This window comes from Candidatus Nomurabacteria bacterium, from assembly GCA_020632075.1.
Taxonomy (GTDB): domain Bacteria; phylum Patescibacteriota; class Minisyncoccia; order Phycocordibacterales; family UBA918; genus OLB19.
Genome location: JACKGH010000001.1, coordinates 946,336 through 960,962, shown reverse-complemented (window position 1 = coordinate 960,962; position 14,627 = coordinate 946,336). Strand labels below are relative to the sequence as shown.

The following is a 14,627-nucleotide window of genomic DNA, read 5'->3' as shown; positions in this document are numbered from 1 at the left end:
CCGCCCCTTCGGGGCGGCCGTTTTCATCGTCTCAATCTCCTCTAGATCTCTTGGACATTTGGCACCACTTCGATTCGCATACTCGCCTGTCGATTCACTGTCGGGTACAAAGTGTGATGACATTCGAAAGTGACCACTTGTGCATTTCGGAGCACTCGAGTTGTTAAAGTATGTACGACTGGGCCTGCCGACGCTGCGTGCACAAATCCTTGCGGAACACCATCATCCATCGTACAGGTTGTTGGGTAATTGGCTGTGATCTCTGCCTCAATCTCAAACTGCGAGCCACTTCGGATCACACTATCGATAGGCAGACTGATATCAGGACGCGGCCAACAACGACCGCCCGCCCACACAGAGTCTGGCAAACATTCAGCCAATGGATTTCGTTCCAGGAAGAATGCACTTCCAGTATCTTCCAATCTCACCGTGTGACTCGATGGATTTACTGGTATAGGCATTGTATCAGTCACCGCATTTGAAAACTCGATAGCTCCTTGCAACAATGAGGGTGCACCAAGAAAATTATTTGCAATCCAAAACACCGTACTATCACACGAAGTGTCAAAATCTGCTACTACACAGTCAGTTGCAGTGAGTATGCCAGACGGCATTAATACTTGCTCTGTTGCAGGAGTAACACCTCCTGGCCCAGTACAGGTCAAAGTATAATTAGTTGTTAGGAGTGGTGAAACATTTTGGTTATCGTCAACCGGTGGTGTAAGACCCATAAAACCTGTAGGAGTAGTTTCTGCTTTTGAACAGCTAGTAGCTCCCCAAACCGTCCAGTTGAGATTTGAAACCATACCAGGCCCAATATGATCCGGCACCGCATTCAATGTCACCACTGGTGAACGCACATCTACTACCACTGATCGTGAAACGGAACCTCCTGGACCAGTACAGGTCAGGGTATAGGTACTGTCTCCCGGCGGGATAAACCATGGACTTGAGTGCGCACCGTCTGCAGCTGCTTGTGCACCAGCCCAGCCGTTGCTAGCGTTACAGGTAGCTGCGTTTGTGACTGTCCAATTCAACTGAATGTCATCGAACGGATCAGCAGTGATGTTTGGTCCACTCACCACACCGTCTGTACCAGTGAAGACAAGTGTTGGCGCCGGGTATCCTGGGACAAACTGGCTACATAGTACTGTCATATCTGCACGACGAGCTCTAAAAGTCGCACCTCCAGGCGGAATTGCAATTAACTGGTTACCATTAGGTATTTTAGGACCTAAATTACCAGCACCGGTCATCCATAGATTAAACGAGCCGGCTACTCCCACATTCCATGTGATAGTACGGTTGCAAGCCGCTCCAATACACGGATCAGAATACCCAATACTGCAAGCACAATCACCTGGGAAGTGATTGACTGCATCGGAACTTTCACAACTCGCTGGCACAAGCGAGCCTTCAACATTATCATCGCTTGAGTACTCAATGAAGGCAAGCTCAGCTGCGTATGGATCGGTAGCATGAGTTGCAAAATATGCTGCGGTGAGAGCTGCAAACAAAAGCAGTACCGCGATAGGCGTCAGTACCACCAGTGAGAGCAGTGGCTTTGTAGATAGTGAACGAAATGGATTGATCATGTTGTAATAGATGACTCGGCTTAATAGCCAGTAGTAAAATTTGCCGGATATACTTCCTTACAAAAAGCATACCATGTGATTTTGTCAGGTTCAGCAATAACTGTGTAATACCTATTTCAATCCTTCGAGCAGTGCTAGGTTGGCCGCGATCGATCTACGCATCGCCGAAAGACCCGTTCCGTAAATACGTGGGTCATTGCCTGGATATGCACTACCCCACTCTTCCTCTGTCATGGCTGCTGCTTCACGTTCGGCGATCAGGAACGCTTCCTTTGCTTTGTCGTACTCACCCTGATTCAGAAGAATGGTACCGTACGTATTTTGTACCCAAGGGTTGTGTACGGTTGCAACTGGCTCTATGTAGTATCGTGCCCCCGCAATATCTCCTGACTGGAAAAGGATCCACGCGATATCATTGCGTGCCGCCCAAGAATTCGGATACGCTTCAATAAACTGCATGAAAGAAAGCACCGCTTCCTGTCGCAACTCTAGATATCCGTAGGTAAGGCCCAGGATGTAGTAGGTTCGTTTATTGTCAGGATACAGCTCAAGCTCCTTCTTCGCCTCCTTCACTGCCGCAATGAGCTGCCCCCTAATAAAGTAGGTGCGCGAAAGCTGATAGTGTGCAAATTCAGGTGCTGTACCAATTGGTGGATACGCAGCATAGGAAAATAGATAGTGTGCCAACTCGACATTGTAAAACTCCGGCACATCACCAAACACCACCTTTCCGAGCTTATAGTACGTAGCAGGTGCGGTGAGCACGTACGCAACAGCCACAAGAAAGCTTATAGCGATAATTTGCTTAACAATAAGAATGCGACCGCCAGTAAGAAGCATGCTGTACATGATACTACAATTCGTCTCGCTTCAAGCAAAAGATCTCGTTTGCAAACGTCGGCAACAACAATCTTTTGCCGTCCGAACTTACGGTTGCCGCGTTGGTGATCCGCTCGGTCGCTTGGAATACCGCGGTGTTGTTGCCTGACACAGGATCTAGCTCATACAATCGAGCATCATTCGAGCCAATGTAGATGTGCCCACGCCACTCAAAAGGGGAAGCGAAGATTCGACCACTGGTCAGAAACTCCCATGAGATCTCTAGAGTATTCAGATCAATACAATACAACTTTTTGTCGAGAGCCCCAACATACACACGATCGCCGTACACTAACGGGGTCGAATAGATCGCAAATTCAGTCTTGATCTTCTTAACCAACTCACCCGTCTTCACTTTCAGTATGTATATGTATGAATCATGGGAGGCAAATACTACGTACTTTTTCTTATCATAGAATGCAAAGGAGGCCTTCACTTCACCTTCAGTCTGAAATTTCCAAACCACTTTGCCCGTCTTAGCATGCAAAGCATATGTAGCATTATTATTCGAACCGCAAACTACCAGAGCACTCTTTGTGTCATACGCGGGAGAAGAATGTACATAGTCCGGTGTTGTGTACTCCCACACTTTTTCTCCCGTATCGACACGAAGCGCCACGATTCCGCCCTTCTTTTTCCAAAACCCAAACTCAAGCCCCACAAACACCAACCCTAGCTTAGGCGCAATTGCCGGCGAAGAACCAATCCAGTCGGCCTCCATAAATATCCATTTTGGCTTTCCTGTTGCAGTATCGAGGGCGTAGAAATTACCATCGTACGCACCAAAATACACTACCCCTTTATGTACGACCGGTGACGAGAAGATATTTTTCCCTTTTGCATGTAGGCCAACTTTGAATTTCCAGGTAACTGAACCATCACGCTGGTTCAATGCCCAGAAATTACCTGAGTCGCTGCCGAAGTATAATTTTGTATCATCGACTGCAGGGGCAGATTTAGGTACCACGTAAAAATAATTTGGGTTCTCGCTCTTGAAGTACCACTCCACCGTAAACGGCGTCGACACTCGCTTTTCTTCTCTGATACCTAGGTTGTGTAAACCGAGAGAATCGGAAAAATCATCCAACGTGAACAAAGACTCGACGGCAATTCCCTTTTCAAGAAAATAACTATAGAAGCTTTCATCACGAAACTGCAATATCGTAAAAATTGTATCAACTTTTTTTCCGAGTGACTCAAGCACTTCTACTTGACGCATGAAGCTCTTGCCAGAGTTGATAATGTCATCGACCAATATGATTTTGGTGTCATCAATCTCTCCTTCGATCATGTTAAGTAATCCATGCTTCTTTCGTGATTTACGAATGAAAAATGCATTCACCGGATGCTCTAACGCATGCAGACGGCAAGCAATCCCAGTCACCATTGGAATCCCAGCCACTTCAAGACAACCGAGCTGAAGTGGAAACTTGCTATTGTACCGTTCCCAAAACACATCTCCCAACAATTCCAAAACTTCCCCGCGCATGAGAATACGACGAAAATCAAACAGCCAGTTTGATTCGGTACCCTGAGCTGACACGATTCGCTGCCGTTCTTTAGTCACGAAGACCTCAGCTTCAATCAATTGTTTCAAACGGGCTGTCTTTTTGTCTAACATCTGTCCTATAATACCCGTATATGGACAGAGAACAAACAAGCAGTAGTGACTCCAACATCACCCCTTTACGAGATCAAATTTTTACCCACAAAATTGAGCAACGTTTCTTGTGTTGGTATCGATCTTTTTTCTCAATTTTTGAAATTGAAAGAAGCGGCACACTTCAATGGTCTTTTGGCGCTCTTTTGCTTACCTATGTAATCAGTTTTGCTTTCTACGCAGAATCCCACTATACCACCGTGGAGGCTTATCTGAACAACGCATATTTATGCTGGCCATATTTTCAAAATTGTGGTGAATATTTTTTTCTTTCTAACTTACCTTATGGTCACACCCAGCCCTTACTCTATGTCTTCTTTTTGGGGATAATGGGCGTCATCACGTATCTTATGTGGCGGAAAGATTGGGTCCTTGCACACATGCTTTTAAGTGTGCTTTTTATCTGGAAATTTGTACTCACCTTCTTTCTCACCGCTAGCTTTGGCGGAAACTACGATTATTTTGACCTTATCTTTTCTATCATTCTGCTGGCACTGCCGTATAAGATCTTCTTCTTAAGACTAGGCTTTGTCTTCCTGTACTTTTTAGCTGCAACCATAAAATTGGATGAGGGTTGGGTGTTGGGAACATACTTCTCGTCGCTTCAAACCGGATTACCGATTTTCCCTGACATCGCCACACCATTTATTACTAATTTTGTGATCTTCATGCAGATCATTGGCACCTGGTTTCTTCTCAGTTCAAACAAGCTACTACAACGTGGCGCGGTGGTCTACTTTTTAACATTTCACTTGTATTCAGGACTAATTGTGCACTACCGCTATTTATTATCAACCATTCCACTCTTGATGATCTTGTTCGGACCAGCCTTCAGGCCATCACCAGTCCCTCGTGACAGGCGATCGATAGTGGCATGGTTCTTTTTCCTACTACTTCTCTGTTGGCAACTCTTTCCATACACTATTGAAGGTGACCATCGCATGACGCAGGAAGGCAACCGTATTGGCCTCTTTATGTTTGAGGCAAACCACCAATGTCTCTCTCAAGCTCAAGTGCACTATAAAAACGGCAGTATTGCCGATCTCCGAAGAGAAACCGTATCATCACGAAGTCGATGCGACCTATACAAAAGCTGGTTTCGTATCAACCAACTCTGCAAGCGAAATGACCAGATTGAATCAGTTGCCTGGCAATTTGACCACTCAATTAACGGGGGACCATTTTACCGAATTGTAGACATTAACAATGCGTGCGAGATTCAGTATCAACCTTTCTCCCATAATGAGTGGATCAAATTACCAAAAGACACACCTGAGATAATCGCTTATCCTGTTAAAAACCTTTACTTCTAAACACCTTAATTATGGACGAAAAAATATACTATATCCCGGATATGCTCGCTGGTAACGACCCGGTTTCACTCCTTCCTACTCAGACCTGGCTTGCACCATACGTAGATATTCTTATTGTTCTCTGGTGGACAGTGTGGCTTACGGTCATTGTGATTCTCGCGACCTACTATATAATTATCCCTACATTGCGAGACCTTAAAAAAACTAATCAGCATTATGGACGTAAACCTTAAAAAAGTTATCCGAGTAGCAGTCTATGGCTTTATTGTAGTTGTTGGAGCACTGATCGCTTTAATTCCATTCCTTAAAAAAAAGGAATTCTCAACAGAACTATCAACTGATTTCTCACCCGAAGTACGAGACGTGTCTGCTGACGCATTCGTTGACTTATGGGGTACCAGTGATGGTGACGATGATGGTGGAGGCATCTAACTTTACAAGTACATAAACATCGATCTATGAATCAAATCATAAAATATACCCTAGCGCTTCTCGTGGTAGTTATTTTGGCCATACTCTTTCTATTTGTCTACGAATACACACAGCGTGAGACCGCACTAGAACAGGAGGTTGCTGAAGTTGGCTACATCATCGGCAGTGACGGCTTACCAAGCAACGCAAACTACTGGACATTGCCGACAGAAGAAGTCGCGAAACTCGCAGCTCAAACAACAGACCCAGAGCATAAAGCTAATCATTTACTGCGCATCGTAGACCTCGCAAAGCGTGTTGACCCATACGATCTCGAAGGACTTGTATCAGCATATCGGAATATCTACAACAACTCAGATCTCAACGACCAAGAGAGAGCTCTCGCACTCTTCAAGATCTCCCAGCAGGCAAACGGGTACAATCGTTTTGATCTACTTGATGAATTCTTACCACCGGAAGCAAGTACACTGGAACCTGGTGCAAAAAACTATCTCATGAATCAAAAGATCTATGACCTGTACCCAATGGGTATTGTCTACATGGACCTTCGACTACATGAGATTCTCCGTGGCGATGAGTTCAACCGTCACGCTATCTACATGGACACCTATGAGAAACTTGATGCTGATGTTGAGGAGTACATGAAGCATCCACATCTCGCAAACCTGACCCCAGACCTCTACATGCATGCTGGTAATTTGATCTCCCTCATCGATAATGTCAGCATCCCAGTGAGTGTCGTAGTACCTGAGAATGTACTTAGTCTCTACGATCAAGGCGAGAGTATGTGTGACGCATCAGTGTATATTTCACCACGCTGTACCACGCGAGATTTTATCAAGATTGCTCGAATCGACTACCTGCTCAAGATCGGTGAAACTGAACAAGCTGAAGAGGCAATTGACGAATTCCTTGCCAGTGACCTTCGTCCTATGATCCGCGCATACATCACCGAGTACGAAGGTCTCTCACTCGGCCGATACAAGTACTTGGAAGCTCGACCTGACCTAGTGCAGAAACTCATCACAACCATCCCTACTCTTCCGCCGCCTACTCAAGGATAAACATTATGCACGAAAGTCCGAGTACAACTCGGGCTTTTTTGATCTGACAATTGTCGTGTCGTACAAAAAAGCCGAACCTGTTCGGTCCGGCTTTGATTAGTTGATAAGATGACTAGGCAGCGAAGATCGGTGCCATATGTAGATATGCGAGTACGCCGACTGCGGCAAGACTCAAACACTGTACCATCCAGGCATTTTCGCTCTGGAAGGTCATCTTATTTGGTGCTAAATCATTCATACTTAGCTTAAAGTTAAAAGAACTGTAGAAGTTACCTAAACTCTCACCATGAGTCTACGTTGTACGTTTCTCTGGTGTTTACTTTGTTTTATCTCACCGAGTTTAGATTCTACGGTGAGAACTTAGGCAACTTCTTTCTAAAAGAACAATTTACTAATACCTGCTGTATTCCCGAGGGGGAGTGGAGCAAGCACAGGAGGCGAATCGCGTCGACGATAACGACGAGAAAGGCGAATCGCTTGCGCGATTCGCCTCCTGTTAATTACATTATGAACCCTTCATCAAATCATGCAAGGGGCACCTGTGGATAACAGTCGATCCGCCACTTCAGCCTACACCAAACAGCGGTAACGTCGTACTAGAGCTTGTCGCTTCCACGATTTACCAAGCCCCAAGAATTCACTCGGCACGGTGACAAAGAGACCAAGCATGATGACGGCATTGATGATGTGTTCGTCGATGAACGGGTTGTGTTCAGGGGGTATAAATCCCGCCGTATAGAATGATAGGTACAGGGCCATACCAGCCAATGCACCCAGCTTTACCATAATACCGAGCAGTAACGTAACACCAACAAACAACAAGCCGAGCATAAACAACCATTCCACCACGACGCTGCCAGACAGTGATTGGTAAAATTCAGCGAATGGGCCCTTGGTCGCAAACTGCAGAAAGCCATACGTCGGTGACCCGCCGTCGATCCAGCCCTTCCCTGGCTCAGTCGCGAAGCCGAGACCAAACACCTTGTCGGTAAACGCCCACAAAAAAGTCCACCCGAACAACAGTCGAAGCACTGCCCATATTTTTTCTACGTGTTTCATGTGATCTATTATACCCACGCTCGTTACGACATCACGTTACTATCACCGTACTCGATGCAGGAGTGGTGGCAGTATACGCAGAAGCAAGAGACCAGCCCCCGCCCAGTACAGAAACATCCATACTGGCAGCAATCCACCTACATGCACACTGGTTGCGACACCGGGGTATACCCAGAGACCACGCGCCGTACCCACTACCTCAATGGCGACACACAGTACTACGAAAACAGTGATGTACTGCCAGTCTGACTTTGTGTGAAACAAAGCCACAATGAGCGCCACCGCGACCAGTAGCGCAGGTAAAATGCTCTGCTGTGAGCCGGCGCAGAGTACGAATGCCCCAAGTAGCGACCCTACAGCCAAGACATACTTCCACCAAGCAGCCCACGTAAACCGAGTACCCACTAACCGAAATACAAATAGTACATAGAACCCCCACATCACCGTCTCATACAGCGGTATGTTGCCAAGCGTTTCTTGCGTAAAATAGAATATTGTTGGCACCGGCGTCAGAATCTGTGCGCCGGCCATAACCACCGAAGCAGCCGCAAAAAGCGCTCCTTCAAACCTCGTAATCGGCCGAAAGGTCACAAACCAAAACACCAGCAGCACACCAAGCGCAACCGCATCATTCGGAGCAAACCACAGTATCAGTAGCGTACCGAGTAGCTGGATAAGTGCGGCGACGTATGGGTTTTTCTTGGAAAAAGACTTAGACATCAGATTGTTGCAACGGGGCATATCGTCCCGGTGAGATTGTTTGTTGTGGATCGAGTGCCTGCTGAATGGCGGCAACAATATCCCAAAAGTGATCATCTGAATCTGCGACGGCACGCATCGAATGTACTCCAAGCCGATACACGTACGAACCATTTTTAAGGCATTCGGATGCCAGCTCTGCGTAACAATCACGCACCCGCTGCAGTCCATCAGGATCGTCTTTGCTGTACAAGAGTGGCACACTACTATCAAACAGCACGGTAGAAATGGTAGTGAGTGTGATAAGTGGCTCAATGCCGTGTTTCTTGCACACCCGATCCACAATTTCTACGTACGCCCGAGCCGCCGCTGGCTTAATTGGCAAGAGCGGGGTAAACCAAGCCAGTCCACTACCATCCTCGGCTGGATCAAGCGGTAGGTCGAACCGGGTAGGTTTATACGTATTCTTCAGGTACGCCAGCGGCATCGCCACCTGACTCGGCTGCCCTTGAAACATCTGCATACTTAATCGGGTCGAAGCGACGAGATTACGAAATTCACGCACAAGCTGCACATTCGGGAGCACCGCGAGCCCAGCCGCCGCAAGCCGCAGCATACCAGGAGTGACAAACACGAGCCGTTTGGCGTGCGGCTTCAAATGCTTCTTGACAATCTTCTTGGCCGCGCGCACCATCTCAGCACTCCCGTAGAGCGCCCCGACCCCAGACCACTCGGTCAGCTGCTTAGAGCGCAGCATAGCTGCGACCTCTTCATCAGGCACCACTACAGGACCGAGGGTCGACCCAAGCCGTTCATCGATCATCGAAAGCACCCGACGACCATTCATGAAATTAACCCCGCTCACCACCCCTTCTAGTTCAGCCAGCATATTCTGTACCGCAGCCACGGCTGACTCAAAGGTATCATCGGTCACGTTAAACAAAAACTCAATGGTCTTTTCAGGCTTTCGTTTCAATAAGAAGGTCGCTTCGGTCACTATCCCGAACGCCCCTTGGGAAAAGATACCGTCGAGGTACGGACCCAGACCCCACTTATGCAGCTTGGCGACCTGGTGCGCTCCCATATCGGCCAGCGCATTTTGGTACAGAGTACCATCTGGCAAGACAGCTTTGAGATACGTCAGAGCTCCCCAGTGATCGGCGTACGGCGTGATGCCATACCCACGCTCCAACGCATTGCCGATCAGGCTGCAATGTGGCCCAGCACCAGACACCGGTACGAGGTAAGGAGCCTGCTGTGCTTCTAGATATTCCGACAATTGCTGTTGTGTCACCCCTGGCTCTACAGTAACTACTCCAAGATCAGCATCGAAGGAAATATTCTGTAGCTTACTTAGATCAACGATCACCGTATAGTCGGTGTCGGGAAGCGAATCGGAATACCCCCAATTATTGCCCGTGCTCACTGGATACAGCGAGACTCCATGTCGACGGGCAATGACAACCAGCTCTGAAATAACCTCGCACGTGTTGGGCACCAGCACCGCTGGCACCTCACGTTCCTCTGAAACTGTTGAGCAGCGATACATGCTCATCGCTGGTGCGTCGGTGAGCACCGCCTCAGAACCCAAGAGCTGCGTCCATTCTTGTATGGCGTTTTCAATATGCATAAAGATAGTCGCGACTTGTACACAATATACCACACTAACACAAACCTCGAGCCACACCTGTACACCAACCAAAAAGCCCCGCAGGGGCTTTTTAGTGAGGCTCTAAATGATAGTCTGTGACTATTATTACGCCATCATCTTCACATCAATGTTCACGCCGCTCGGGAGTGAGAGGTTCGTGAGAGCTTCCACTACCTTCGGACCCGGATTGAGGATGTCGATCACACGCTTGTGGGTTCGCATCTCGAATTGTTCTCGCGCGTCCTTGTGCACGAACGTTGAACGGTTCACCGTGTACTTCTTGATCTCCGTAGGAAGCGGGATCGGACCAACTACAGTAGCGTCGAAACGCTGTGCAGTGTCAATGATCTGCTTCACTGATGCATCGAGGATCTTGTGCTCGTAGGCACGAACTCGAATGCGGAGTTTATTGATAGCACCGGCTTTTTCAGCTGTAGTGTCTGCCATGGTAATAAGTTACATGTTTCTACTTCACCAACGAATTGATGAAGTGCTAGCAAGTATCGCTTACGCGATGATCTTGGTTACCACACCAGCACCAACAGTCTTACCACCCTCACGGATAGCAAAGTTCTGCTGCTCTTCGAGCGCAACTGGCTGTACGAGCTTTACCTTGAAGGTTGCAGTGTCGCCTGGCATAACCATCTCAGTTCCTTCTGCGAGAGTTACGTCGCCAGTTACGTCAGTTGTACGTACGTAGAACTGTGGCTTATAACCTGAGAAGAATGGAGTGTGACGTCCACCTTCATCCTTTGAAAGGACGTATACTTCAGCTTCGAACTCAGTGTGTGGGGTTACAGAACCCTTTGCAGCGAGTACCTGACCTCGGTGTACATCTTCCTTCTTAGTACCGCGAAGAAGAATACCAGCGTTGTCACCAGCCTGTGCAGCGTCGAGCTGCTTGTTGAACATTTCAACACCAGTAACAGTTGTAGTTGCAGTGTCCTTGATACCAACGATCTCTACTTCTTCACCTACCTTTACCTTACCTCGTTCTACACGACCAGTTACTACTGTACCGCGTCCTTCAATTGAGAAGATGTCCTCAATTGGCATAAGGAATGGCTTGTCGAGTTCACGTTCTGGTGTTGGGAAGTATTCATCCATCGCGTCAACGAGTTCGATGATCTTCGCCTGGTAGTCAGCATCACCTTCGAGTGCCTTAAGCGCAGAACCCTGGATGATCGGTGCATTTTCACCATCATACCCACCTGAAGTAAGCATTTCGCGGAGCTCCTCTTCCACAAGCATGATCATTTCCTCATCGTCGACCATGTCGCACTTGTTGAGGAATACGATCATCTTTGGTACACCAACCTGCTTTGCAAGCAGTACGTGCTCACGTGTCTGTGGCATCGCACCATCTGTAGCAGCTACTACGAGTACCGCACCGTCCATCTGTGCAGCACCAGTAATCATGTTCTTGATGTAGTCAGCGTGACCTGGCGCGTCGATGTGCGCGTAGTGACGCTTTGGGGTCTCGTACTCAGAGTGAGAAAGTGAGATAGTAATACCTCGAGCCTTTTCTTCTGGGGCCTTGTCGATATCCTCAACAGCCTTTACGTTTGCTCCGTACCCATTAGCTTCATTAGCCTTAAGGGTAGTAAGAATAGCAGCAGTCAAAGTAGTCTTACCGTGGTCTACGTGACCAATGGTACCTACGTTGATGTGCGGCTTTGAACGATCAAAATCTGCCATGTTAGTAGATTAGTTAATCTTAAATAAATAATTAATTTGTACCGCACACACCACGTTAGAAAAAGCCTGCACTACTTTTGTAGCAACAGGCTCTTTCGCAACGTTTTGATCCCGTGTGCAAATGAGACGGCGCGAGAACGGCGCGTCTCGCTTGTACGCGAGCACGTGTGGAAAGAGCCAAATATTACCTTCCTTTCGTAAATCTACATACATAGACTAACGAGCGGTGCGAGAATAGTACCAAAGACGGGATATTTTGCAAGGAAAACCGGCCGGCCCCGAAGGGGCCGGCCGGTTTTCTTACCTAAGCTTTGTGTGTCACTCACTCACTTTTTACACCACGCGCTTTCTTGATCTCCTCAGCTACGTTTGGTGGTACCACCTCATAGTGATCAAATTCCATAGTCATGCTCGCGCGACCCTGGGTCATTGAGCGGAGGGTGTTGGTGTATCCGAAGAGTTCTGAGAGTGGTACCTTCGCGTGAACGATAGTCTTGCCTCCCATCTCTTCCGTACCTTCTACCTGACCACGCTTTGAAGAAATGTTTCCGTTGATGTCTCCCATGTATTCTTCTGGCGTACGCACTTCTACCTTCATGATCGGTTCAAGGATCACCGCACCAGCCTTCGCTGCTGCATCCTTGAACGCATTGATACCAGCAAGCTTGAAGGCAATTTCTGAAGAGTCTACATCGTGATATGAACCATCGAAGAGCTCGACTGAGACGTCTTCCATGCGGTAGCCCGCAACGAAACCACGACCCATTGCTTCCTTCGCACCCTTCATCACCGCTGGAATGTATTCCTGAGGAACTACACCTCCCTTGATATTGTTGATGAATTCGAAATGCTCTTCACGAGTGATGTTCTTGGCCACCTTTGCTGGTTCACCAGTTTCTGGATCGATCGCAAGTGGCTCAAGTGGCTTGATGCGAATCTTCACATGACCGTACTGACCACGACCACCAGACTGCTTGATGTACTTGTGTTCCGCCTCAGCTTCACGCTGTATGGTTTCACGATACGCTACCTGCGGAGCACCGATGTTGGCTTCAACCCCGAACTCACGCTTCATACGATCAACGATGATCTCAAGGTGGAGTTCACCCATACCGGCGATGATCGTTTCGAGAGTTTCTTCGTCGGTTGATACGGTGAAGGTTGGATCTTCGTCCGCAAGTCGCTTGAGCGCCACACCCATCTTCTCCTGGTCATTTTTGGTCTTTGGTTCTACCCGCACTGCTACCACTGGAGCTGGGAAGGTGATCTGCTCAAGGATGATCGGCTTGTCTACATCACAAAGTGTGTGTGATGTCTTCACTTCCTTAAGACCCACCATCGCTGCAATTTCTCCAGAAAATACTTCTTCGACTTCAGTGCGCTTGTCAGCCATGAGTCGTACAATACGACCAACGCGCTCCTTATTGCCAGTTGATGAGTTCACAATATATGAACCAGCCTTCACAGTACCTGAGTACACACGGAAGAACGCGAGCTGCCCCACAAACTTGTCGTCCTGGAGCTTAAAGGCAAGCGCCGCAAAGGGCTCATCATCAGATGGCTTTCGCTCGAGTTCTGTTTCCTCATCTTTTGGATCAACACCATGTACTGGTGGCAGATCAAGCGGTGATGGGAGGTAGTCTACCACCGCGTCGAGTACGAGCTGTACGCCGATGTTCTTGAGCGCTGTACCAGTCATAATTGGGAAGATTTCGTTCGCGATCACCGCCTTGCGGAGCACTCGCTTGAGGTCTTCCACTGCCGGCTCTTCCCCACCGAAGTATGCTTCCATGAGTGCATCATCGTGCTCAACCACTTTTTCAATGAGTTCTGCACGCCACTTCTGAGCTGCTTCCACCATATCTGCCGGAATCTCTTCTTCAGTCACATCCATACCCATGGTGCCACCGAAGCGGTACGCCTTCATGGTGATGAGATCTACCACACCTGACATATTGTCTTCAGCACCGATCGGAAGCTGGATACGAACTGCCTTTGGTGAAAGACGCTCGTGAATTGACTTCACTGATGCATCAAAGTCAGCACCAAGCTTATCCATCTTATTGATGAAACAGATACGTGGTACGTTCGCCTCGTCAGCATAACCCCAGTTAGTTTCGGTCTGTGGTTCTACACCGGCAGCACCGTCGAACACTACCACCGCACCGTCGAGCACACGCATTGAGCGCTTTACCTCAGCGGTAAAGTCAATGTGACCTGGTGTATCGATGATGTTAAAGGTATGCTTCAGTTCTTTAGAGGTTCGATCTGCCTCCATGGTTTTGGTCCAGTTACAAGAGATCGCAGCTGCGGTGATGGTGATACCACGCTCGCGCTCCTGCTCCATCCAGTCAGTCACGGTTGCACCATCGTGCACCTCACCGATCTTGTGAGACATACCGGTGTAGAAAAGTACGCGCTCAGACGTAGTAGTCTTCCCCGCGTCTACGTGGGCTACGATACCAAAGTTTCGTAGTTTTTCGAGTGGAAATTCTCGTGCCATACAATATATAGATAATAACTAATGTAATAATTTGCCTCCTAGTGCAGTTACCTCCCGCAATAGAAAAATAGGCC

Annotated in this window: 13 protein-coding genes; 4 read left to right on the top strand and 9 right to left on the bottom strand. The window is 48.0% G+C overall.

The annotated features are described in order from the left end of the window. Positions 1–41: 41 nt before the first annotated feature. The 3 genes from H6786_04715 to H6786_04705 form a co-directional block, all read right to left on the bottom strand. Positions 42–1,595 carry a hypothetical protein gene (locus H6786_04715; protein ID MCB9816670.1) on the bottom strand — a complete coding sequence of 518 codons (1,554 nt, stop codon included), beginning with the start codon at positions 1,593–1,595 and terminating at the stop codon, positions 42–44. Positions 1,596–1,706: 111 nt separating this feature from the next. Continuing rightward, positions 1,707–2,444 carry a hypothetical protein gene (locus H6786_04710; protein MCB9816669.1) on the bottom strand — a complete coding sequence of 246 codons (738 nt, stop codon included), beginning with the start codon at positions 2,442–2,444 and terminating at the stop codon, positions 1,707–1,709. A 4-nt stretch (positions 2,445–2,448) separates the two neighbouring features. Further along, a complete protein-coding gene (locus tag H6786_04705) occupies positions 2,449–4,071 on the bottom strand; it encodes a PQQ-binding-like beta-propeller repeat protein (GenBank protein ID MCB9816668.1) in 1,623 nt (540 codons plus the stop codon). A gap of 44 nt (positions 4,072–4,115) precedes the next feature. Here H6786_04705 and H6786_04700 point away from each other — a divergent pair, with 44 nt between their 5' ends. The 4 genes from H6786_04700 to H6786_04685 are packed head-to-tail and all read left to right on the top strand — an operon-like array spanning position 4,116 to position 6,943. Next, positions 4,116–5,447: a hypothetical protein gene (locus H6786_04700; GenBank protein MCB9816667.1), complete on the top strand. Its 1,332-nt coding sequence runs from the start codon at positions 4,116–4,118 to the stop codon at positions 5,445–5,447. Between the two features lie 11 nt (positions 5,448–5,458). Continuing rightward, a complete protein-coding gene (locus H6786_04695; protein ID MCB9816666.1) occupies positions 5,459–5,680 on the top strand; it encodes a hypothetical protein in 222 nt (73 codons plus the stop codon). Further along, positions 5,664–5,879, top strand: coding sequence for a hypothetical protein (locus H6786_04690; protein ID MCB9816665.1), 216 nt, complete (start codon positions 5,664–5,666; stop codon positions 5,877–5,879). Before H6786_04695 ends, H6786_04690 begins: the two co-directional genes overlap by 17 nt. Before the next feature lie 26 nt (positions 5,880–5,905). After that, positions 5,906–6,943: a hypothetical protein gene (locus H6786_04685; GenBank protein MCB9816664.1), complete on the top strand. Its 1,038-nt coding sequence runs from the start codon at positions 5,906–5,908 to the stop codon at positions 6,941–6,943. 570 nt (positions 6,944–7,513) lie between these two features. Here the strand turns inward: H6786_04685 and H6786_04680 are convergent. The 6 genes from H6786_04680 to fusA all read right to left on the bottom strand — a co-directional run bounded on the left by H6786_04680 (position 7,514) and on the right by fusA (position 14,553). Further along, positions 7,514–8,002, bottom strand: coding sequence for a DoxX family membrane protein (locus H6786_04680; protein MCB9816663.1), 489 nt, complete (start codon positions 8,000–8,002; stop codon positions 7,514–7,516). Positions 8,003–8,044: 42 nt separating this feature from the next. Continuing rightward, a complete protein-coding gene (locus tag H6786_04675) occupies positions 8,045–8,722 on the bottom strand; it encodes a hypothetical protein (protein MCB9816662.1) in 678 nt (225 codons plus the stop codon). After that, positions 8,715–10,331, bottom strand: coding sequence for an FAD-binding oxidoreductase (locus tag H6786_04670; GenBank protein MCB9816661.1), 1,617 nt, complete (start codon positions 10,329–10,331; stop codon positions 8,715–8,717). Before H6786_04670 ends, H6786_04675 begins: the two co-directional genes overlap by 8 nt. 126 nt (positions 10,332–10,457) lie before the next feature. Further along, positions 10,458–10,799: a 30S ribosomal protein S10 gene (gene rpsJ, locus H6786_04665; GenBank protein MCB9816660.1), complete on the bottom strand. Its 342-nt coding sequence runs from the start codon at positions 10,797–10,799 to the stop codon at positions 10,458–10,460. A gap of 60 nt (positions 10,800–10,859) precedes the next feature. Then, complete coding sequence (tuf, locus tag H6786_04660; GenBank protein ID MCB9816659.1) at positions 10,860–12,050, bottom strand: elongation factor Tu; 1,191 nt, start codon at positions 12,048–12,050, stop codon at positions 10,860–10,862. Positions 12,051–12,372: 322 nt separating this feature from the next. Next, a complete protein-coding gene (gene fusA / locus H6786_04655) occupies positions 12,373–14,553 on the bottom strand; it encodes an elongation factor G (GenBank protein MCB9816658.1) in 2,181 nt (726 codons plus the stop codon). Positions 14,554–14,627: the final 74 nt, after the last annotated feature.